Source organism: Janthinobacterium sp. JF4, assembly GCF_059617925.1.
Genome location: NZ_JCAQAV010000006.1, coordinates 118,593 through 140,461, shown reverse-complemented (window position 1 = coordinate 140,461; position 21,869 = coordinate 118,593). Strand labels below are relative to the sequence as shown.

Here is a 21,869-nt window from a genome sequence, read left to right as displayed (position 1 = left end):
CAGGGCGAGGTGGGAGGATGCTGATTGTAGCGCAGCGCCTGGCTTTTTCGCAGGCAAAAAAAAGCCTGCGCCGTGTGGCGCAGGCCTCTTTTCGTCCTACGTTGACAAGAATCGCTTACGCGAAGTTCTTGGCAACGAAGTCCCAGTTGACCAGGCCCCAGAACGTTTCCACGTACTTGGCGCGCAGGTTGCGGTAGTCGATGTAGTAGGCGTGTTCCCAGACGTCGCAGGTCAGCAGCGGCTTGTCGCCGGTGGTCAGCGGGCAGCCGGCGTTCGAGGTGTTGACGATGTCGACGGAGCCGTCGGCTTTTTGCACCAGCCAGGTCCAGCCCGAACCGAAGTTGCCCACGCACGACTTGGTGAATTCTTCCTTGAACTTGTCGAACGACGACCATTTGGCGTTGATCGCGTCAGCCACGGCACCCGCAGGCGCGCCGCCGCCGGCCGGCTTCATGCCGTTCCAGTAGAAGGTGTGGTTCCATACTTGCGCCGCATTGTTGAAGATGCCGCCCGACGATTTCTTGATGATCTCTTCCAGCGACAGGTTCTCGAACTCGGTGCCCTTGATCAGGTTGTTCAAGTTGGTGACATACGCCTGGTGATGCTTGGCATAGTGGTATTCCAGGGTTTCTTTCGAAATATGCGGCGCCAGAGCGTCCATTTCATACGGCAGTGGTGGCAGAGTATGTTCCATGTGATGTCCCTTTGTGGTGAGTGTTCGGAGTCTTCCAGCCTGTGGCCGGAGGGTTGAGCCAAGCTTGCTTGAAGCAGGCATTCTTGCTGAACGAGCCACTATTGTAAAGCGGATGCGCCATTGCTGCAGATTCCGGCACGCGTCGCGGATGCCGGTGGCGTAGTGATTCTCGTTCAGCGCCGAGCCTAGCGAAAACGGCGCGTTGTTTCCCTGACGATCAGCGCCAAAGGCGGAATGGCTGCCTGCACGGCTTCGCCATTGATCAGCCCCAGCAGCGCTTCGGTGGCGATGCGGCCGATGTCGTACAGGGGCTGGTGGATGGTCGTCAGCGGCGGCGTCGTGTAGGACGAGCCGGGCAAGTCATCGAAGCCGACGAGCGAGATATCGTCGGGCACGCGGATGCCCTTGCGGTACAGGCACAGGCGCACGCCATAGGCGGACAGGTCGTTGGCGGCGAAGACGGCGCTAAATTGTTGCTGCGTATCGAACAAACGGTTCATGGCCAGCATCCCGCTTGCCTCGTGGAAATCGCCTTCCGCCATCAGCTTCGGATCGATGGGAATGTCCGCTTCGCGCAGCGCGCGCTGGTAGCCCGTCAGGCGCTCGGCCGCATCCGTGTTGTTGGCCGGACCGGCGACGAACGCGATGCGGCGGTGGCCCAGTTCCACCAGGTGGCGCACGGCCAGGTAGGCGCCGTATTCGTTGTCGAGTTTGAAACCGATGGCGCTTTTCGTGGCCAGCAGGCGTCCCGTCGATACGATGGGCCGCTGCTGCGAGAAATCGAGCACGCTCTGGTCCGAGATGCGCCCTGACAGCAGGATGATGCCGTCGACCTTTCTTGCCAGCAGCAAACGGATGCGGTCGGCCTCTTCCTGCGCATTCCAGTGCCCGCTGACGATGACGGACGCATAGCCCGTGTCTTTCAGGCCGTCGTCCACGCCGCGCAGGCTTTCGTCGAAGAAGGGGCTGGAAATATCCTGCACCACGATGCCGATGGTCATCGAGCGGCCCTTTTTCAAGCCCTGCGCCATCTGGTTCGGCGCGAATTTCATGTGCGCGATGGCCGCCAGCACGGCGTCGCGCTTGTCGTCGGAGACCCTGGCCGTGCCATTCAGGATGCGCGAGACGGTGCTGGGCGACACGCCGGCCTGGCGCGCGACGTCGAGCAGGGTGGAAGGGGGAGCGGCGTGGGCGCTAGCGTTCAAGGTGATTCCTGGTATCAAGATGGCCGGTTGTCAGTGCTCTGAAAACCTTTTCAGTGAAAGATTACCATAAATGGCCGCAGGGCCGTAGGCCGGCGTAGGTCGGGTTAGCCCTGCGGGCGTAACCCGACATATTGTTGGCCGTTCACGTCGGATTACGCGCTTGCGCACCTCGGCGGCCCCGCTAACCCGATCTATGTCTGAAAACGTTTTCACAAAAAACAACGCCTCTCAAAATGGCGAATTTTTTGTGCTTTTTCATAGGAGAACACGCGCAGCAGCGCCCCGCTTGCCACGCTGTCCTCAATAAAAATGACAACTTTTTCGGTTGACTTGATTTTCTTTGCGGTGTTAAATGGACACGTGTTGTGAAAACGTTTTCAAGATAGAAGACGCTCAATAAACGGAGATGAAATAATGAAGTCAAGCATCCTTGGCGCCGCCCCGCTGGCAGCGCTGACCCTGGCCGCCAGCGTGGCCGCCGCGCCCGCAGTCGTCCAGGCTGCCGCACCTCTGCCGTCGCTGGCGCCAGCCACGATTACTGTCGCCTCGTTTCCCGACCTGGACCGCGCCGTCAAGACGGCCTTGCCCCTGTGGGAAAAGCTGTATCCGCAAGTGAAGGTCAAGCTGGTCAGCCTGCAGATCGACGACCACCATAACTCGATGACGACGGCGCTGGCGGCCGGCGCGCGCCTGCCCGACGTGATGGCCATCGACTTCCGCTATGTCGGCAGCTTCGCCGAATCAAAGGGCATGGAAGATCTCTTGCTGCCGCCCTACGGGGCAGGGCAGTACCGCGCCCAGTTCGTGCCGTTCACCTTCGTGCAGGCGACCAGTTCGCGCGGCACCCTGGGCGCCATGCCGGCCGACCTGGGGCCGGGCACCCTGTTCTACCGCAAGGACCTGATGGACAAGGCGGGTATCAAGGAAAGCGATTTGACGCAATCGTGGGAGTCGTACATCGCCGCCGGCAAGAAGCTCAAGGCCGCCACCGGCACCTATCTGCTGGCCGGCGCCAGCGACCTGGCCGACATCTATATCCGCGCCAATCTGAAAGATGGCGAAGGCATTTACTTTGGCGACAAGGGCCAGGTGCTGGTCGACTCGCCCCGTTTCGTCAAAGCCTTCGAACTGGCCAAGGCGGCGCGCGTGGCCGGCATCGATGCGCGCACCGTGGCCTGGACGGGCGAATGGGCCGAAGGCTTCAAACGCGACAAGGTGGCCAGTCAGATGATGGGTTCCTGGCTCAGCGGCCACCTGGCCAAGTGGCTGGCGCCTGCGTCCGCCGGCCAGTGGCGCGCGGCGAACCTGCCGGCCGGCGCGCTGGCGTCCTACGGCGGCTCCTTCTACGGCATCCCGAAAAAGGCCGCGAATAAAATTCAGGCCTGGGAATTCATCAAGTTCATGACCGTCAACAAGGATATCCAGCTGCATTCGCTGAAAGAGATCGGCGCCTTCCCGGCCCTGAAGGCAGCCTATGCGGACCCGATGATGGACGAGCCGCAGCCGTACTTCGGCGGCCAGAAGACGCGCCTGCTGGCGCGCGACACGGCGGCGAAGATTCCCGTCATCCGCGTCGACAAGTTCGACGCCGTGGCGCGCGACATCGTCAACATGGAACTGGAAAGCGTGCTGGCGCAAAACAAGGATATCAAGACGGCGCTGGCCGACGCCAAAGCCCTGATCACCCACCGCGCGCGGCGCTAGGAGCAGCATGACTACCTCCATGCCTTGTACCGAGGGCGCGCCCGCTGCAGCAGCAGCGCGGCCCGCAAAAAAACGCTTCAACATGAAGCAGTGGGCGCCGTACATCTTCATCAGCCCCTTCTTCATTTTGTTCGCCGTCTTCAGCCTGTTCCCGCTGCTGTTTTCCATCTATTTGTCGTTCAACCAGTGGGAAGCGGCCAGCGGCGTGGAAGCCATGCAGTGGGTGGGCCTGGACAACTATAAATATGCCTTGAGCGACCCGTGGTTCCTGCGCTCGCTGGGCAATACCGTGTGGCTGGCACTGGCCTCGGGCGTGCCGCAGCACCTGGTGGCCATTCCGCTGGCGGCCTTCATCCACAACAGTTTCAAGCGCTCGCGCAACCTGGTGATCGGCATCTACTTTTTACCGTTCATCACCTCCAGCGTGGCCATCGCGATGGTCTTCAATACGCTGTTTTCGCGCGACTATGGACAGATCAATGTGCTGATCCAATGGTGCGCCAACCTGCCGCTGATCGGTGGCCTGTTCCCTGCCGAATCGATCGACTGGCTGGGCAGCTCGCTGTTCATCAAGCCGGCCGTCGCCTTCGTCATTTTCTGGCGCTACCTGGGCTGGAACCTGGTGCTGTACCTGTCCGCGCTGCAGGTCATCCCCAAGGACTTGTATGAAGCGGCCACCATCGATGGCGCCTCGACACGCCAGCAATTCTGGTACATCACCTTGCCGCAGCTGCGCCCCATGATCTACCTGGCCGTGACCTTGACCATCATGGGCAATCTGCAACTGTTCGAGGAACCCTTCGTGCTGGTGGCCGAATCGAGCGGCGTGAGCCAGTCGGTGATGACGACGGCCATCTTCGTCTACAAGACGGCGTTTTCCTCGGGCGACTTCGGCACGGCGTCGGCCATTTCCTGGCTGCTGTTCCTCATCATCGCCAGCACCACCTGGGTGAATAACCGCATCTTCAGCCGCAACGAGCGCAAGGAGGCCAAATGAAAACTACCCGCTGGACGGCTTACGCCATGGTGGCCATCGGCGCCCTGATCATGGTCGCGCCGTTCTATTTCATGTTCGTCTTCGCCACGCACACGAGCGCCGAGATCTACAGCCTGCCCCCGCCGCGCTGGTTCGGCACGGCCCTGCTCAACAACATCGAGCTGCTGCAGGAGCGCCTGCCGTTCTGGCGCAATATCGGCATCAGCCTGTACGTGGCCCTGATGACCACCGCGCTGACCCTGTTCTTTTGTTCGCTGGGCGGCTATGCCTTCGCCATGTACGAGTTCCGCTTCAAGCGGCCCTTGTTTACCCTGGTGATGGCGTCGATGATCATCCCGTCGTTCATGAATATGATCCCGACCTTCATGCTGATGGATTTCCTCGGCTGGCTGGACCAGCCGCGCGCCCTGTACGTGCCGGGCGCGGCCGGCGCGCTGGGGATTTTCCTCATGCGCCAGTATATCGGCACGGCGATTCCGAAGGACCTGATCGAGGCGGCGCGCATCGACGGCTGCGGCGAATTCGCCATCTACTGGCGGGTCGTGCTGCCGCTGATCGGCCCCGCCATGGGGACCCTGGGCCTGATCACCTTCATCAACTCGTGGAACAATTTCATCACGCCGCTGGTGGTCATGCGCTCGGTCGAGAACTACACGATCCCGCTGGCCCTGCGCAGCATGCAGGCGCCCAACAACACGGAGTGGGGCGCGCTGATGACGGGCGCCGCGATCGCCGTGCTGCCGCTGCTGCTGCTGTTTTTTGTCGCCTCGAAGCGCCTGATTGAAGGTTTGACCCAGGGCGCCGTCAAAGGCTGATGCACTCACTTATTTCAACCCCTCACGCTGATACCACCACCATGCATAACGACGACATTGACACCAACTTTCCCGCCACCTTCACCTGGGGCGTGGCCACCAGCGCCTACCAGATCGAGGGCGCCGCCGCCATCGATGGCCGCGGCCCGTCCATATGGGATACCTTCAGCCATGCGGATGGCAAGATCATCGACGGCAGCAATGGCGACGTGGCCTGCGACCACTACCACCGCTACTTTGATGACGTGGAGCTGATCGCCAATCTGGGTGTGAACGCCTACCGCTTTTCCATGTCCTGGTCGCGGGTGCAACCCACGGGTTCCGGCGCCTGGAACGAGGCCGGCTTCGACTTCTATGCGCGCCTGCTCGACGCGCTGGCCGCCAAGGGACTCGATGCCCATCTGACCCTGTACCACTGGGACTTGCCGCAAGCCTTGCAGGACGAGGGCGGCTGGCTCAATCGCGCCACCTGCTACCACTTCGCCGCCTATGCAGCCGAGGTGGCGCGCCGCTTCGGCCACAAGGTCGCCAGCATCGCCACGCACAATGAACCGTGGTGCACGGCCGTGCTGGGCCACGGCACGGGCCAGTTCGCCCCCGGCATGGCCGACCCGGCCGCCGCCGTGCAAGTGTCGCACCATCTGCTGCTGTCGCACGGCCTGGCCATGCAAGCCATGCGCGCCGTGAATTCGCCGGCCAAACTGGGCATCGTGCTCAATCAATGGACGGCCACGCCGGCCACCGACAGCGCCCAGGACCGCGAACTGGCCGAACTCGAATATGCGCGCTCGGTGCAGTGGTATATGGACGCCATCTTCAAGGGCCGCTACCCGGCCCTGGCCCTGAAACACCCGGATGCTTCTGCTTTATCCATCTTTGAAAACGATTTCATCGATATCAAACAGCCCATCGATTTCCTCGGCGTGAACTACTACACGCGCGCTTTCATGAGCGCCGAGACGCCGCCGCGCAAGCCCGAGTGCAAGCTCGGCGTCAACGACATGGGCTGGGAAACCTATCCGCAGGGCTTGACGGAACTGCTGGTGGGCCTGCACCGCGAATACCGGCTGCCGCCCGTCTACATCACGGAAAACGGCATGGCCGTCGCCGACAAGCCCGTCGACGGCAAGATCCATGACGCGCCGCGCATCGAGTACGTGCGGCTGCACCTGGACGCCTTGCGCGCCGTGATCGCGCAGGGCATCGACGTGCGCGGCTATTTCTACTGGAGCCTGATGGACAACTTCGAGTGGAACTCGGGCTACGCCAAGCGCTTCGGCATGCTGTACGTCGATTACGCCACGCAGCAGCGCAGCTTCAAGGACAGCGCCCTGTGGTACCGCGACTTCATCGCCGCGCAGCGCGCGTCCCATGCCGCTGCTCTGGCCGGGGAGCACTGACATGGCCGCCATTTCCCTGCGCGGCATCCGCAAGACCTACGGCGACGGCCCGGAAATCGTCAAGGGCCTGGACCTCGATATCCATGATGGCGAATTCATGGTCTTTGTCGGGCCCTCCGGCTGCGGCAAGTCGACCCTGCTGCGCATGATCGCGGGACTGGAAGACATCAGCGCGGGCCAGCTGCGCATCGGCGACCTGCTGGCCAACGACGTGGCGCCGGCCGAACGGGGCATCGCCATGGTGTTCCAGAGCTACGCCCTGTATCCGCACATGACGGCGCGCGACAACATGGGCTTTGCCCTCAAATTGGCGGGTAAACCAGAAGCGGAAGTGCGCGCGGCCGTGGGCAAGGTGGCCGAGATTTTGCAGATCACGCACCTGCTCGAGCGCAAGCCCAAGGCCTTGTCGGGTGGCGAACGCCAGCGCGTGGCCATCGGCCGCTCCATCGTGCGCCAGCCCAAGGTGTTTTTGTTCGACGAGCCGCTGTCCAACCTCGACGCCTCGCTGCGCGTGCAGACGCGCATCGAGCTGGCCAAGCTGCACCAGGAACTGGGCACCACGATGATTTACGTCACGCACGACCAGGTCGAGGCCATGACGCTCGGTGACAGGGTCGCCGTCTTCCACGGCGGCCACCTGGAGCAGGTGGGCGCGCCGCTGGACCTGTACCGCCGTCCGGCCAGCCAGTTCGTGGCCGGCTTCATCGGCGCACTGCGCATGAACTTCTTGCCGTGCGCGGCCGTCCCGGCGCTGGCCAGCCAGCTCGGTGGCGCGGCGGGCATGCTGGTCGGCATACGTCCCGAACACCTGCGCCTGGTGCCGCGCAATGAAGGCTATGGCGCCACCGTAACCCTGATCGAGCAGCTGGGCGATGCGCAGATCATCCACGCGACGCTGGACGACCGCATCGGCGGCGGCCCGCATGCGGTGGCCATCAAGCTGCATGGCGAGGCGCGCCACGCGCTGGCGCAGGGCAGCGCCATCGGCTTTGCGCCGGAAGAAGGCCATGCCTTTCTATTCGACACGGCCGGGCGCGCCGTGGCCACCCATTGACCCCGCACGGAGGCGACATGACTTCAGATTGACACCCCAAAAATGTGCAGCAGTAGCCAAAGAGCTATGTGATCATCACTCAACCAGCGGTACAGGAGACAACAACAATGCAACAGCTCAAACGCAATACCATCGCCCTCAGCCTGGCGCATGCGACCTTCGCCCAGTTCATCTTGCTGGGCAGCGGCGCCGCCATGGCACAGGAGGCGGTAGCCACGGAGGCGGAAAAACCGGCCTCAGAACAGATGGAGCGCATCGTCGTCACGGCCACGCGCCGCAACACCTTCGTGCAGGAGACGCCGCTGGCCGTCACCGCCTTCAACCAGGACACCCTGCAAAACAATCAAGTGAAAGATCTGGCGTCGCTGGCCACCATGGTACCCAGCCTCGTCGTCGAACAGCATGGCGACTCGGGCGGCGTGCACGTCTACATGCGCGGCGTCGGTTCGGCCAACCACACGGAGCTGGGCGACCCGGCCGTCGCCTTTTATGTCGATGGCGTGTATTCGCCGCGTCCGCAGGGCGCCACGGCGCTGATGTATGACCTGTCGCACGTGGAGGTGGCGCGCGGACCGCAGGGTACCCTGAACGGCCGCAATTCGACGGCGGGCGCCGTCAACCTCGTGTCGGCCGCGCCGAGCACGGCCAAGTTCATGGGTTCGGCCGGCATCACGGTGGGCGACTACCGCCACCTGCAGACGCAGGGCATGTTGAATATCCCGCTTTCCGACGACGTGGCGCTGCGCATCGCCGCCATCAAGGATAGCCACGACGGCACGGTGGACTTCCGCCGCGGCTCGAACGTCATGCCGGGCACGGCCAAGTATGGCGCCGGCGACCAGATGGGCGTGCGCGCCTCGCTGCTGTGGAAGTTCACGCCGCAGCTGCGCGGCACCTTCATCGCCGACTACTTCCTCGACCAGGGGGCCGGCAACGTCTACCTGGCCGCCGAACCGAAGCCGGGCGAGAAGCTGCGCTCGGCCCTGATCGACACGCCGGGCACCCTGGACCAGTCGATTCTCACCTACAAGGGCAAGCTCAATTACAAGCCGACGGACGCGCTGGACCTCACGTACCTGGGCAGCTGGAGCCGCTACAAGCGCCAGAACAGCAACGACTCGGATGCGGGCCTGTTCCCCGGCTTTAAATCGGAAAACCGCACCGACTGGGCGCAGTTCGACAGTTATTCGCACGAGCTGCAGGCGCGCTCGGACGACGATGCGCCGTTCCAGTGGGTGGCCGGCCTGTTCCTGTTCAATGAAAAGAACAAGGTGCGCTTCGATATCGACCGCAGCCAGATTTCGCAGGCCGCCGTGCATCAGGATATCGCCAACGGCGCCGTGATTTTCGTGCAGCCGACCGTGGGCCAGTATGCCTCGGCCATGTCCTTCATCCAGGGCGACCGCCAGCTCAAATCGAAGGCCGTGTTCGGCCAGGTCAGCCAGCAGGTGACGGACCAGATCAAGCTGACGGCCGGCGCGCGCTACACGAAAGACCATAAATTCGACATCGGCGGCAAGAACTGGGCTTGCCCGAACTGGCCCGCCAACACGCCGCTGGGCACCACGGTCCTCACCGCCGACCAGCTGCGCCAGCTCGTCACGCCCGGCACGGGCCTGGCCAATACGCACAATATCGGGCCAGGCGGCGCCATCACGGCCGCCGCCTGCGGCAATACGCCGGGCGACAACACGGCCGACCTGAAATACGGCCAGGCCACCTGGCTGGGCCGCATCGAGTACAAGCTGCGCCCGGATATTTTGCTGTTCGGTTCCGTGACGACGGGCTTCCACTCGCCGGCCATCGGCGACGGCGGCGCCACCACCAAGCCGGAAAAGCTGACCAGCTATGAAATCGGCTTCAAGTCGGACTTGCTGAACCGCGAACTGACGCTGAACCTCGATGCCTTCCTGATGAAGTACAAGGACAAGCTCGAATCGCAGGTGGTCAACAGCGTGTTGGCCAACTTCAACGCGGCCGGCGCCACCGTCAAGGGCCTGGAAGCGGAGTGGGTGTGGCGGCCAACGAAGGTCGACCGCCTGACGGGCAACGCCACCTGGTTGAAAGCCGTGTATGACGACTTCATGTCGTGCGATGTCGACGCGGCGCGCGCGAATGGCCAGTCCTGCGGCTCGACGGCGCCACTGGTGAACGTGGGCGGCAGTACCATGAAGCATGCGCCGAAGTTTTCCACCACGGTGCAGTACGAGCATGATTTTACTGTCGCCGGCGGCCAGCTCACGCCGCGCGCCTCGGTGCACTATGAAACCATGTCGTACGTGGGCGCGGGCGCGTTCAATGGCGACGTGCCGGGCCATGCGGGTGTCAAGCGCCAGGAAGCCTACACGACGCTGGACCTGAGCCTGCGCTTCCAGCCGGCGAACAAGGCCTACACGGTGGAAGCGTTCGTGCAGAACGCCACCGACAAGGCCGTCAAGCTCGACGTCAATGAAATCTGCACGGACGTGGGCATGCCATGCCAGCCCACGCAGCAGATCTACGGCGCCTTCTACAACGCGCCGCGCACGTTTGGCGCGCGCGTGTCGATGAAGTTCTGATCGGGTAGGGTGAAAGAGCAGTCGCAGTCGCAGTCCACTCAGTAGGGCAGGTGTTGGGCCGGGGTTCTTCCCCGGCCTTTTTTATTCCAACGCTTATTCCAGGGTGGCTTGCACGCTGGCGATGCCGATCTGCGCGCTGCCTTCGGCCAGGCGCACGTTGACGTTCTGGCGCGCCTGCAGCTGGGCCGGCGAGCGCACGATATTCCCCTTTTCATCGCGCAGGATGGCATAGCCCCGCTCCAGAGTGCGCTGCGGATTCAACAGCTCCAGCTGCGCCGCCAGGCCGTCGAGGCGGTGGCGCCGCTGGCCCAGCTGCTGCGCCATGGCCGCGCCGCCGCGCCTCTGCATTTCCACCAGGCGCGCGCGCGGCGCCGTGACGTCGGGCCGCAAGGCCGCCCAGCGTGAACGCAGGCGCTCCAGCGCGTACTGCGACTGGGTCACGGGCGCGCGCGCCGCATGCGTCATCGCCGTCGACAGGGCCAGCAGCTGCAGGCGCTGCTGCTGCAGCTGCGCCTTCGGGTTGAGCAGGCGGCGGCTGTGGCGGTCCAGCGTCTGCGCCGCATCGTCGAGGCGGCGGCGCATGGCGCGGCGCAGGTCGGCCGCATCGGCGCGCAGGGAGGCCAGCCAGTCGGCGCGCGGCGTGGCCGCCAGTTCGGCCGCCGCCGTCGGCGTGGCCGCGCGCAGGTCGGCCGCGAAGTCGGCGATCGTGAAATCGGTCTCGTGGCCCACGCCGCTGATCACGGGCATGGCGCAATCGGCGATCGCGTATGCCACGGTTTCATCGTTGAACGACCACAGGTCTTCAATGCTGCCGCCGCCACGGCACACCAGCAGCACGTCGCACTCGGCCCGTGCTGATGCCGTGCGAATGGCGTGCGCGATCTTTTCCGGCGCCTGCTGGCCCTGCACGGGTGTGGGATACAGGATGATGGAGACGTGCGGCGCGCGGCGCTGGAGCGCGATCAAGACGTCGCGCAGGGCCGCCGCCTGCGGGCTGGTGACGATGCCGATCGTGCGCGCGAACATGGGGATGGCGCGCTTGCGTTCCTGCTCGAACAGTCCCTGCGCGGCCAGCTTTTCCTTCAGGCGCTGGAACGCCTCGTACAGGGCGCCCACGCCGGCGCGGCGGATGGCTTCCACGTTGATCTGGTAGTCGCCGCGCGCGCCGTACAGGGTGACGAGGGCACGCACTTCGACCTTGTCGCCTTCGCGTGGCGTGAAGCCGGCAAACTGGGCGCGGCCGCGGAACATCACGGCGCGCACCTGGGCGCCATCGTCCTTCAAGGTGAAATACCAGTGGCCGGAAGCGGCGCGTGTGAAGTTGGAAATCTCGCCGGCGATCCAGGTCAGGGGAAACGAGCGTTCGAGCAGGCGCGCGACGGCCTGGTTCAGGGCGCTGACGGTCAGCACGGGCGGGGCGGCAAAGCCGCTGTCAGTCGGGTTGTCGTTCATCATCAGGCAGGGGGAAAGAGGGAAGCTGTCCACATATTATCGGCGAGGTCATGCTTATGTCATATATCGCGCAAAACAACAAGTTCTATTTCTAAGTATTTGATTTCATGATGAATTCCCGTATGCCTGATTTGCGTGCACAGGGAAAAAAACCTTTAATATCAAGCACATCAGTACAGCCCCTGCCACTTACGCACAAAGTTATCCACAGAAAGTGTGCGGAACTTTTTGCCTTGGACAAACGTGGCCCGGCAAACCAATACTGAGCGATAAAAATGCCTTGCTACATTTTTGCGCACGGAAACAAAGTCCATATGAATCAAGCGCTTAGTATGCCATGCATGGCCTTGCGCACAATCTTATCCACAAAAAATGTGCAGAACTCTGGCGCAGCGCCCCATTTATCCACTGGAGCGTCCATGGCATGGCTTGCCTGAATTTTACGCAGGATAAAAATAGCCATATAAATCAAGGGTGTAGCATCATGTCGTGGGCCTTGCTCACAATCTTATCCACAGAATGTGTGCAAAACTGCATAAACCGTTTCCTGGTTTGCCCGGGTTTTCCACTGCGTGGACGTCGTATATTGTTGCCTTATTTTTGAGCAAAGAAAAAAATCCCTTTAAAATCAATGCTCTTGCATGGAGTCAATCCGCTTGCTCACAATCTTATCCACACTTTATGTGTGGAACTGCGCTGGCGGTGGAAAAGTGCTGTTTTGAAGAGAAATAAGACGCCGAAGAGCGCGCTTTTTTGCCCTTGCTACATTTTTATGCAAGGCAATAAAAACGATATAAATCAAAGTACTTGGCGCGTATCTTTGCGCTTGCGCACAATCTTGTCCACAGATTGTGTGCAGAACTTTGACGGCTTGTCTGCCGACAATTTCGCGCTGGCTGCCACTTTTTTACTCATTGATTTAATTTCCTTTAAAATCAATGGCTTAATTTGATTCCTCGGCTTTGCACACAATCTTGTCCACAGTAAATGTGCAGAACTCTTCAAATATTAATTTATTGACATTGACTACTGGCGATGCGCTGCTATGCCTGTATTTTGCGCAGTGCAATAATCTTCATGTAAATCAAGGGCTTGCATGCTGGACTTCATGCTTGCTCACAATCTTATCCACACAAAGTGTGCAAAACTGTGCCGCAGTGGCAGGTGCTCGCCGCGCGGTGTGGACAAGTGCCATGCGGGCGCCACTTGCCGCCGGCGCGGCAACGCGCTACATTGCGCCATTCCCGCGCGGACGTACCATCGTTCTTTGGCGCTCGGTACAATACAGGCTGTTCGGGCAATTCACCGCCTTCCCTTTACCAGGAGTTTCTTTTGCTCGCTATATTTCAAGCCGCTGGCTGGCCCATCTGGCTGTTGTTGATCGCTTCCATCGTCGCCCTGGCCCTGATCATCGAGCGCCTGCTGTATTTGCGACGCGCCAAGATCCTGCCGCGCAAGCTGTTCGACGAAGTGGTGCAGGTGTATCGCAGCGGCAAGATTACGCCGGACACGGTGGCCAAGCTGGAAGACAATTCGCCGCTGGGCGTGGTGCTGGCCGCCGCCCTGCGCAATGTCGACGCGCCGCGCGAGGTGATGAAGGAATCGATCGAAGAGGCCGGCAGCGGCGTGGCCCATACGCTGGAACGTTTCCTGACGACCCTGGGCACCATCGCCACCCTGGCTCCGCTGATGGGCTTGTTTGGCACGGTGGTGGGCATGATCGAAATCTTCGGCTCGCAAAACGCCAGCGGCTCCAATCCCGCACAATTGGCCCACGGTATCTCGGTGGCCCTGTATAATACGGGCTTTGGCCTGGCCATCGCCATGCCGGCCCTGGTCTTCTACCGCCACTTCCGCGCCCTCGTCGACAGCTTCGTCATTGACATGGAGCAGCAAGCGGTCAAGTTCGTCGACATCGTCCACAGTGGCCGCAAATGAACTTCCGCAAAGGCAAGGGGCGTGAAGACCCCGAAATCAACCTGATCCCGTTCATCGACGTGCTGCTGGTGATCCTGATCTTCCTCATGGTCAGCACCACCTACAGCAAATTTACGGAGCTGCAGATCACCTTGCCGACGGCCGACGCCGAGCAAGCCAAGGACAAGCCGCAGCAGATCGACGTCACCATCGATGCCAAGGGCAACTACACGGTGAACCGCGAGCCCGTCTCGTTCCGCGACGTGGCCGGCCTGGCCGACGCCCTGCAGAACGCGGCGAAAGCAGCCAATGGCGGCAAGGCGCCCGCGCAAACGCCCGTGGTGGTGGTCAACGCCGACCAGTTTGCCATGCACCAGATGGTCATCCACGTGATGGAAGCGGCGCGCCTGGCCGGCTATGAAAAGCTGACGTTCGCGGCGCAGGCGGGCGGCAGCAAGTAGGTCGGCTTAGCCGGAACGGCGTAAGCCGACACAAGCCGCAGCCGAGCATGTCGGATTAGCTGCGCCTGACGGCGCAGCTAATCCGACCTACACTATTTTTACGTCTTCCTTCATGCCCACATCCCCCCCCGCCAAGCTTGAAACCACATTGACCCGCGCCTGGCTTACGCGCGGCCCGCTGGCGTGCGCGCTGTGGCCCATCTCCTTGCTGTTTGGCGCCCTGAGCGCCGTGCGGCGCGTTTTGTACCGGGCCAACCTACTGAAATCGGCGCGCCTGCCCGTGCCCGTCGTCGTCGTCGGCAACATCTTTATCGGCGGCACGGGCAAGACGCCGCTGACGATCTGGCTGGTGCAAGCCTTGCGCGAGGCAGGCATGCGCCCGGGCGTCATTTCGCGGGGCCATGGCAGCGCCGACCGTTCGCCGCGCGCCGTCACCGCCAGCTCCACGCCGCAGCAGGTGGGCGACGAGCCGCTGCTGATCTTTCAGCGCGGCGGCTGTCCCGTGATGGTGGGGCGCGACCGCGCGCAGGCGGGCAGGGCGCTGCTGGCCGCGCACCCCGACGTCGACGTGCTGGTGACGGACGACGGCTTGCAGCATTACGCCTTGCGGCGCGACGTGGAAATCGTGCTGTTCGATGGCCGCGGCGCCGGCAACGGCTGGCTGCTGCCGGCCGGACCCTTGCGCGAATCGCCGCGCCGCCGGCGCGACGTGACGGTGATCAATGCGCCCGCGCTGGCGCCGGAGCTGGTGGCCAGTGTCGCGCCGCAGGGCGGGCTGGTGGTGCAGATGCTGCTGGCCGGTGGCGTGGCCGAGCGCCTGACCGACCGCACGCAACGCATGGCTCTGGCTGACCTGGCGGCAGGCGGCCAGCGCATCGTGGCGGCGGCCGGCATCGGCAACCCGCAGCGTTTCTTTGCCATGCTGCGCGGCGCCGGACTGCACTTCATGGAGCTGCCGCTGCCCGACCACCACGACTTCCTCGACCAGCCATTTGCGGCACTCGACACGGATGTGATCTTGATCACCGAGAAGGATGCAGTAAAATGTGCGCAAATTGAACATCTCAAAGATGACCCGAGACTGTGGGTCGTCCCCGTCAGTGCGCGCATCGATAGCGCGCTGGCCCAACAAATTGTGGAGAAATGTCGTGGACGCTCGACTGCTTGATATCCTGGTCTGCCCTGTTTGCAAGGGTCCGCTTGAACACGATAAGAAGGCGCAGGAACTGATTTGCCGCGCCGACCGCCTGGCCTATCCTATCCGTGATGGCATCCCCATCATGTGGGCGGACGAAGCGCGCACCCTGCAAGACGCAGTGGAATAACGATGGCGTTCATCGTCATCATCCCGGCCCGCCTGGCCTCGACGCGCCTGCCGGGCAAGCCGCTGGCTGATCTGGGCGGCAAGCCGATGGTGGTGCGCGTGGCCGAGCAGGCAGCTTTGTCGGGCGCCGCGCGCGTCATCGTCGCCACCGACCATGAGTCCATTCGCGCCGCCTGCGCCGCGCATGGCGTGGAAGTGTGCATGACGCGCAGCGATCATCCTTCGGGCACGGACCGCATCGCCGAAGTGGCGCGCACGCTCGAGCTGCCGCCGGACGCCGTCGTCGTCAATCTGCAGGGCGACGAACCCTTGATCGATCCATCCCTGCTGGCCGCCTGCGCGGCGCAGATCAGCGCCGCCGTCCCCATGGCCACGTGCGCGCATCCGCTGCACGACGTGCTTGATGCGTTCAATCCGAATGTGGTCAAGGTCGTGCTGGACAAGAATGGCCGCGCCTTGTATTTCTCGCGCGCGACGATTCCGTGGCACCGCGACGGCTTCGCGCAGTCCCGTGAGAGCTTGCCGCAAGGCTATGCGCCGCTGCGCCATATCGGCCTGTATGCATACAGCAATGCGTTTTTGCAGGAATACCCACAATTGTCCGCTTCGCCGCTGGAAGCCATCGAGGCGCTGGAGCAGTTGCGCGTGCTGTGGCACGGTGTCGCCATCGCCGTGCATGTCACGGACTCGGCCCCGGCCGCCGGTGTCGACACGCCGGAAGATCTTGCCCGGGTGCAAGCCCACTACGGCGCCCTGTAAGCGCTACCCGCAAAACGGCAGGCGTGCAAATATAATTTTGTGTGCCTGCAGTAAAAACCACATTTTGAAACGTCCGTCTCGCGAATTGCTGGCTTTGATCAATCAGGACATAGCAATTCGATAGCAAACTGGCGTTCCGGGGTTTTTTTGTGGTAAGTTTCGTAGGGAAAGATAGCCTTGGCAACACCATCTAAAAATAATTACACATACCACCATCCAAAATCTGTTTTTTAGGAACTTATCAATGCGTCTGATACTTTTAGGAGCACCCGGTGCCGGCAAGGGCACCCAAGCTAATTTCATCAAAGAAAAATACAACATTCCACAAATCTCCACGGGCGACATGCTGCGCGCGGCGATCAAGGAAGGCACGGAACTGGGCCTGGCTGCGAAAAAAGTCATGGATGCGGGCGGCCTCGTGTCGGACGACATCATGATCGGCCTGGTCAAGAACCGCCTGCAGGAAGCCGATTGCGCCAATGGCTACCTGTTCGACGGCTTCCCGCGCACCATCGCGCAAGCCGATGCCATGAAAGATGCCGGCATCAATGTCGACTACGTGCTGGAAATCGACGTGCCTGACGCTTCGATCATCGAGCGCATGGATGGCCGCCGCAGCCACCCGGGTTCGGGCCGCGTGTACCACGTCAAATTCAACCCGCCCAAGGTTGACGGCATCGACGACATCACCGGCGAACCGCTGATCCAGCGCGACGACGACAAGGCGGAAACGGTCAAGAAGCGCCTGGACGTGTATCACAACCAGACCAAGGTCTTGCTCGGCTACTACAATGACTGGGCCAAGTCCGGTCTGCCAGGCGCGCCGAAATACCGCCGCATCGCCGGCGTCGGTCCGGTCGAGCAAATCCGCGACAGCGCCTTTGCCGCCCTGGCGGAATAAGCAGTTGTTGAAAAGCGGACCCGAGTGTCCGCTTTTTTTGTGCCCGCGCTTCAGCCGGGCGCCGTATCGTTTTCGTGGTTCAGTTTTTTTGCAGGTCGTGTTTTCCTGGCTGCGCGCACCTACCCGGTGCGGTCTGCAGCTGTTGGCAATGACGTCGGATAAAAACAGAAGGGGACGATATGGCAGCCAGTTTGTGGTTTGCGGTAGCCTGCGGCGTGGTCGCAGTCATTTACGGTTTGGTGTCGCGCAGCTGGATCCTGCGGCAGGATCCCGGCAACGCGCGCATGCAGGAAATCGCCCTGGCCATCCAGCAGGGCGCGGCCGCCTACCTGGCGCGCCAGTACCGCACCATTGCCATCGTCGGCGTGGTGCTGCTGATCGCCATCTACGTGCTGCTGGGCCTGCAGACGGCGCTGGGCTTTCTGATCGGCGCCGTGCTGTCGGGCGCCTGCGGCTTCATCGGCATGAATGTCTCCGTGCGGGCCAATGTGCGCACGGCGCAGGCGGCCACGCTGGGCATCAACCAGGCTTTGAACGTGGCCTTCAAGGGCGGGGCGATCACCGGCATGCTGGTCGTCGGCCTGGGCCTGCTGGGCGTGACCCTGTTCTACTGGCTGCTGGTGAAGACGGGCGCGCCCGGCCTCACGCAGCATGACCTGATCAAGCCCCTGATCGGCCTGGCCTTCGGCGCCTCGCTCATTTCCATCTTCGCGCGGCTCGGTGGCGGCATCTTCACCAAGGGCGCCGACGTGGGCGCGGACCTGGTGGGCAAGGTCGAGGCAGGCATCCCCGAGGACGACCCGCGCAACCCGGCCGTCATCGCCGACAACGTGGGCGACAACGTGGGCGACTGCGCCGGCATGGCGGCCGATCTGTTCGAAACCTATGTCGTGACCCTGATCGCCACCATGCTGCTGGGCGCCTTGCTGATGGCAGAGGCGAGCAGCACGGCCATCATCTACCCGCTGCTGCTGGGCGCCGTCTCCATCCTCGCGTCCATCGTCGGCTGCTCGATGGTGAAAACAAAGCCCGGCGCGAAGATCATGTCGGCCCTGTACACGGGCCTGTGGTGGGCGGCCGGCCTGTCGCTGGTGGGCTTTGCCGTGGTGACGTGGCTGCTGTGGCCCGACGACGCCATGCGCTACAAGATGCTGGGCGCCACCGTCGTCGGCATCGTGCTCACGGGGCTGATGGTGTACATCACCGAGTACTACACGGGTACGGACTTCAAGCCCGTGCGCCATATCGCCGAAGCGTCGACGACGGGCCACGGCACGAACATCATCGCCGGCCTGGGCGTGTCGATGAAGTCCACGGCGTATCCGGTGCTGGCCGTCTGCGTCGCCATCCTCGTCTCGTATCAACTGGCCGGCCTGTACGGCATCGCCATCGCCGCCACGGCTATGCTGTCGATGGCGGGCATCATCGTCGCGCTCGACGCGTATGGCCCGATCACGGATAACGCGGGCGGCATCGCGGAAATGTCGGGCCTGCCCGACTCCGTGCGCGCCATCACCGATCCTCTGGATGCCGTCGGCAACACGACCAAGGCCGTCACCAAGGGCTATGCCATCGGCTCGGCCGGACTGGCCGCGCTGGTGCTGTTCGCCGACTACACGCATGCACTCGAATCCGTGGGCCAGCACATCACGTTCGATTTGTCGAACCCCATGGTCATCGTCGGCCTGTTCATCGGCGGCCTGATACCGTATCTGTTCGGCGCCATGGCGATGGAGGCGGTGGGCCGCGCGGCCGGTGCCGTGGTGGTGGAAGTGCGGCGGCAGTTCCGCGACATCAAGGGCATCATGGAAGGCACGGCCCGGCCCGAATATGACAAGGCCGTCGACATGCTGACGGCGTCGGCCATCCGCGAGATGATCGTGCCATCGCTGCTGCCCGTGGTCGTGCCCATCGTCGTCGGCATGCTGCTGGGGCCTGCGGCCCTGGGGGGCTTGCTGATGGGGACCATCGTCACGGGCCTGTTCGTGGCCATTTCCATGACCACGGGCGGCGGCGCCTGGGACAATGCGAAGAAATACATCGAGGATGGCCATTTCGGCGGCAAGGGTTCCGACGCGCACAAGGCGGCCGTCACGGGCGACACGGTGGGCGACCCGTACAAGGACACGGCCGGTCCGGCAGTGAACCCCTTGATCAAGATCATCAATATCGTGGCCCTGCTGCTGGTGCCGCTGCTGCCGGCCACGGGCTGGCTGGCCGTGGCCGCGCCGGCGCCCGTCCACGCGCCCGCACCGGCCATCCTGGCGCCGGCGACGCCCGTGCAAAGCTTGCCTGCCCAGTAAGGCCAGGCATTCCCTGTAGCCCCGCGGCACATGCCGCAGGGCTGCGCCGCGTCAGAAGCGCGACGTCAGGCCTGCAAACATGCGGCGTCCCGGCACGTAATAGGTGACCAGACCGTCGTTGGCCGGTCCCTTCTTGAACAGGTTTTCCACGCCGCCACGCACGGTCCAGTTTGGCGTGATCTTGTAAGATACGATGGCATCGACGATGGTGTAGGCCTTGTTGGGCTTGCGGCGCGTCGAGGAGCGCGCTTCGGCGTCCAGTTCCTTGCCCGTGTACTGGGCCGACACTTCGCCGAACAGCTGGTCGTTCACTTGCCAGCCCAGCGCCGAATACAGCGACACTTTCGGCGTCGACAGCAGGTTGACGCCTGTCGTCAGGTTTTTCGCTTCCGCCATATAGGTCAGGTTGTTGCGCCAGCTTACATTTTTCGTCAGCGGGATGGTCAGGGTGCCTTCCAGCCCGCTGGTGCGCGCCTTCTGGATATTCGTCATCTTGGTCCACCATTGTCCCTGGAAGAAGCCCAGCGGCGTATAGTCGATCTTGTTCTTGAAATCCGTGTGGAAGTACGTCAGCCCTGCATCCCAGCCGTTGTGTTCGTACGCCACGCCGAATTCGGCCGCCGTGCTCGTTTCCGGCTTCAAGTCCGCATTGCCGGCCATGTAGCAGCCGCCCGTGATGTAGCCCATCGGGCGCAAGCCGTTGCAGCCGTTGCCGCCCGACTGGGTGGCGGCGCCCGGTGCATTTTCCTTCAGGCTGGGGGCGCGGAAGCCTTGCGACACGCCGCCCTTGACGGTCCAGGCAGGTAGCGGGTGGTACACCAGGTACAGGCGCGGGCTGTAGTGGTTGCCGAATTTGCTATGGTGATCGAGGCGCAGGCCGGCCGTGGCCGTCAAGTCCTCGCGCAGGAACAGCTGATCTTCCGCAAACAGGGCCGAGGTGGTGCCGGACAGGGTGGCGCCGCTCACCGGATTGCCCAGGTAATCGGTGGGCACGGTGCCGATGGTGTCCGTGTTCGTCAACTCCTGGTGTTTCCATTGGCCGCCCATCACCAATAATTGCTCGATGCCCCAGCCCAGGCGTTTTTCCAGGGTCGCGTCCAGCGTACTGTCCTTGGACTTGGCCACCGTGCCGATGAACTGGTTGTCATAATCGTTGTGGTACAGGTTGACCTTGGCCTTGCCGAAGTCATAGCGGCCTTCATAGCCGAGGCTGGCGCTCTTGCGTATCAGCTTGCTGGCGCCCCAGGCACTGAACAGCGGCCTGCCTTTGGCGTCGACCGTGGGCGAATCGCTCGCTTCCTGGCGGCCATAGCTGGCGTCCAGCGACAGGCTGTGCCTGTTATTCAGTGCCCAGTTCAACTGACCGGTAACGGTCTGGTTGCGCTCGCCGCCAATGCCGCCCGCCTTGCCGCTGCTGCGCTCATCGGGATTTTGCTTCGATTGCGCCACGCCGAGGCGCATGCCCACCGACTCCGACAGGGGGCCGGCCAGGTTCACGCCCAGCTGGTGCGCCGTGCCGCGGCCGCTGTCCTGCGGCTGCGTGTAGTTGGCCGTGGCCGAGCCGTTCCACTTGCCCGGCACCTTGCGCGTGATGATATTGATCACGCCGCCCATGGCGTCCGAACCGTACAGCGAGGACATGGGTCCCCGCACCACTTCGATGCGCTCGATCATCTCGGGCGAGATCCAGTTCAAGTCCTGGCGGCCCAGGTCGGGACGGTAAGCCGTGTCGGCCGAACTGCCCATGCGCTTGCCATCGACGAGGATCAAGGTGTATTTGTCGGGCAAGCCGCGCAGCTTGATCTTCGATTCCTCGCCCACGGGGCTGATGCCGCCCGTCACGCCGGGGATGCGGCGCAGCAGGGTATTCAAGTCATACACGGGCTGGCGCTCGATTTCCTCGCGCGTGATGACGCTGATGCTGGCCGGCGCATCCTTGATGTCGATGGCCGTGCCCGACGCGGTGACGACCACCGTATTCATGGTGGGATCGGCGGCCACATTGCCTTCGGCCCAGGCGCTGCTGACGGCCAGCGACAGCAGGCAGGGCAGGAGCATGGCGGTGGAATGGATGGCGCGGGCGGGAGTGGCGACGGGGGCTACGAAGGCGGTGCTACGCTGGGTCATGGTGAACTTTCCGGATGTTGTTATTTCCTGGCTGCCTTCCGGGTGGCTTGGGTATGAATGAATGAAAAGAGAATAAACTGCTCTCCCATTTTGTGAATGAGAATGGGAATCGTTCTTATTGTAATGCCATGCTGGCAAGAAGGAAAGTGCCGAGAGGAAATAAAACACCGCTGCAAGGTGCGTTGGCATCTGGCGCCG

Annotated in this window: 17 protein-coding genes; 13 read left to right on the top strand and 4 right to left on the bottom strand. The window is 62.7% G+C overall.

Translation table 11 applies throughout. From position 1 onward, the window contains the following. Positions 1 to 115: 115 nt before the first annotated feature. On the bottom strand, positions 116 to 694 hold the full coding sequence (locus AC54AF_RS08580; RefSeq protein ID WP_034751750.1) for a superoxide dismutase: 579 nt from the start codon (positions 692 to 694) through the stop codon (positions 116 to 118). A gap of 185 nt (positions 695 to 879) precedes the next feature. Then, positions 880 to 1,899, bottom strand: coding sequence for a LacI family DNA-binding transcriptional regulator (locus tag AC54AF_RS08575; protein ID WP_496636211.1), 1,020 nt, complete (start codon positions 1,897 to 1,899; stop codon positions 880 to 882). Between the two features lie 414 nt (positions 1,900 to 2,313). On the opposite strand from AC54AF_RS08575, the gene AC54AF_RS08570 reads away from it, so the two are divergent. From AC54AF_RS08570 to AC54AF_RS08545, 6 genes are all read left to right on the top strand, one after another. Then, entirely contained in the window at positions 2,314 to 3,603 is a 1,290-nt protein-coding gene (locus AC54AF_RS08570) for an extracellular solute-binding protein (protein WP_496636210.1), read from the top strand. A gap of 7 nt (positions 3,604 to 3,610) precedes the next feature. Further along, entirely contained in the window at positions 3,611 to 4,600 is a 990-nt protein-coding gene (locus AC54AF_RS08565) for a carbohydrate ABC transporter permease (RefSeq protein ID WP_496636209.1), read from the top strand. Next, positions 4,597 to 5,415 (top strand): carbohydrate ABC transporter permease, encoded by an 819-nt coding sequence (locus tag AC54AF_RS08560; RefSeq protein WP_496636208.1) that lies wholly within the window; start codon positions 4,597 to 4,599, stop codon positions 5,413 to 5,415. Before AC54AF_RS08565 ends, AC54AF_RS08560 begins: the two co-directional genes overlap by 4 nt. A gap of 41 nt (positions 5,416 to 5,456) precedes the next feature. Next, entirely contained in the window at positions 5,457 to 6,815 is a 1,359-nt protein-coding gene (locus AC54AF_RS08555) for a GH1 family beta-glucosidase (RefSeq protein ID WP_496636207.1), read from the top strand. Between the two features lies 1 nt (position 6,816). After that, the gene (locus AC54AF_RS08550; RefSeq protein WP_496636206.1) at positions 6,817 to 7,869 is read left to right on the top strand and encodes an ABC transporter ATP-binding protein; all 1,053 of its coding nucleotides are present in this window, start codon (positions 6,817 to 6,819) and stop codon (positions 7,867 to 7,869) included. 107 nt (positions 7,870 to 7,976) lie between these two features. Then, positions 7,977 to 10,427, top strand: coding sequence for a TonB-dependent receptor (locus tag AC54AF_RS08545; protein ID WP_496636205.1), 2,451 nt, complete (start codon positions 7,977 to 7,979; stop codon positions 10,425 to 10,427). A gap of 93 nt (positions 10,428 to 10,520) precedes the next feature. On the opposite strand, the gene xseA is transcribed toward AC54AF_RS08545, so the two are convergent. Then, on the bottom strand, positions 10,521 to 11,882 hold the full coding sequence (xseA, locus tag AC54AF_RS08540; protein ID WP_496636260.1) for an exodeoxyribonuclease VII large subunit: 1,362 nt from the start codon (positions 11,880 to 11,882) through the stop codon (positions 10,521 to 10,523). A gap of 1,329 nt (positions 11,883 to 13,211) precedes the next feature. Here xseA and AC54AF_RS08535 point away from each other — a divergent pair. From AC54AF_RS08535 to AC54AF_RS08505, 7 genes are all read left to right on the top strand, one after another. Continuing rightward, complete coding sequence (locus AC54AF_RS08535; protein ID WP_353658435.1) at positions 13,212 to 13,817, top strand: MotA/TolQ/ExbB proton channel family protein; 606 nt, start codon at positions 13,212 to 13,214, stop codon at positions 13,815 to 13,817. Further along, complete coding sequence (locus tag AC54AF_RS08530; protein WP_131687065.1) at positions 13,814 to 14,257, top strand: ExbD/TolR family protein; 444 nt, start codon at positions 13,814 to 13,816, stop codon at positions 14,255 to 14,257. Before AC54AF_RS08535 ends, AC54AF_RS08530 begins: the two co-directional genes overlap by 4 nt. Before the next feature lie 112 nt (positions 14,258 to 14,369). Then, on the top strand, positions 14,370 to 15,425 hold the full coding sequence (lpxK, locus tag AC54AF_RS08525; RefSeq protein WP_496636204.1) for a tetraacyldisaccharide 4'-kinase: 1,056 nt from the start codon (positions 14,370 to 14,372) through the stop codon (positions 15,423 to 15,425). Then, a complete protein-coding gene (locus tag AC54AF_RS08520; RefSeq protein WP_010395789.1) occupies positions 15,406 to 15,582 on the top strand; it encodes a Trm112 family protein in 177 nt (58 codons plus the stop codon). The genes lpxK and AC54AF_RS08520 overlap by 20 nt, the downstream gene beginning before the upstream one ends. A gap of 2 nt (positions 15,583 to 15,584) precedes the next feature. Continuing rightward, positions 15,585 to 16,340, top strand: a complete 756-nt coding sequence (kdsB, locus tag AC54AF_RS08515; protein WP_496636203.1) for a 3-deoxy-manno-octulosonate cytidylyltransferase — start codon at positions 15,585 to 15,587, stop codon at positions 16,338 to 16,340. A 244-nt stretch (positions 16,341 to 16,584) separates the two neighbouring features. Next, on the top strand, positions 16,585 to 17,241 hold the full coding sequence (gene adk, locus AC54AF_RS08510) for an adenylate kinase (protein WP_034782090.1): 657 nt from the start codon (positions 16,585 to 16,587) through the stop codon (positions 17,239 to 17,241). 179 nt (positions 17,242 to 17,420) lie between these two features. Beyond that, entirely contained in the window at positions 17,421 to 19,544 is a 2,124-nt protein-coding gene (locus tag AC54AF_RS08505; RefSeq protein WP_496636202.1) for a sodium-translocating pyrophosphatase, read from the top strand. Between the two features lie 51 nt (positions 19,545 to 19,595). Here the strand turns inward: AC54AF_RS08505 and AC54AF_RS08500 are convergent, their stop codons facing one another. Then, complete coding sequence (locus tag AC54AF_RS08500) at positions 19,596 to 21,671, bottom strand: TonB-dependent receptor domain-containing protein (RefSeq protein ID WP_496636201.1); 2,076 nt, start codon at positions 21,669 to 21,671, stop codon at positions 19,596 to 19,598. Between the last annotated feature and the right edge of the window lie 198 nt (positions 21,672 to 21,869).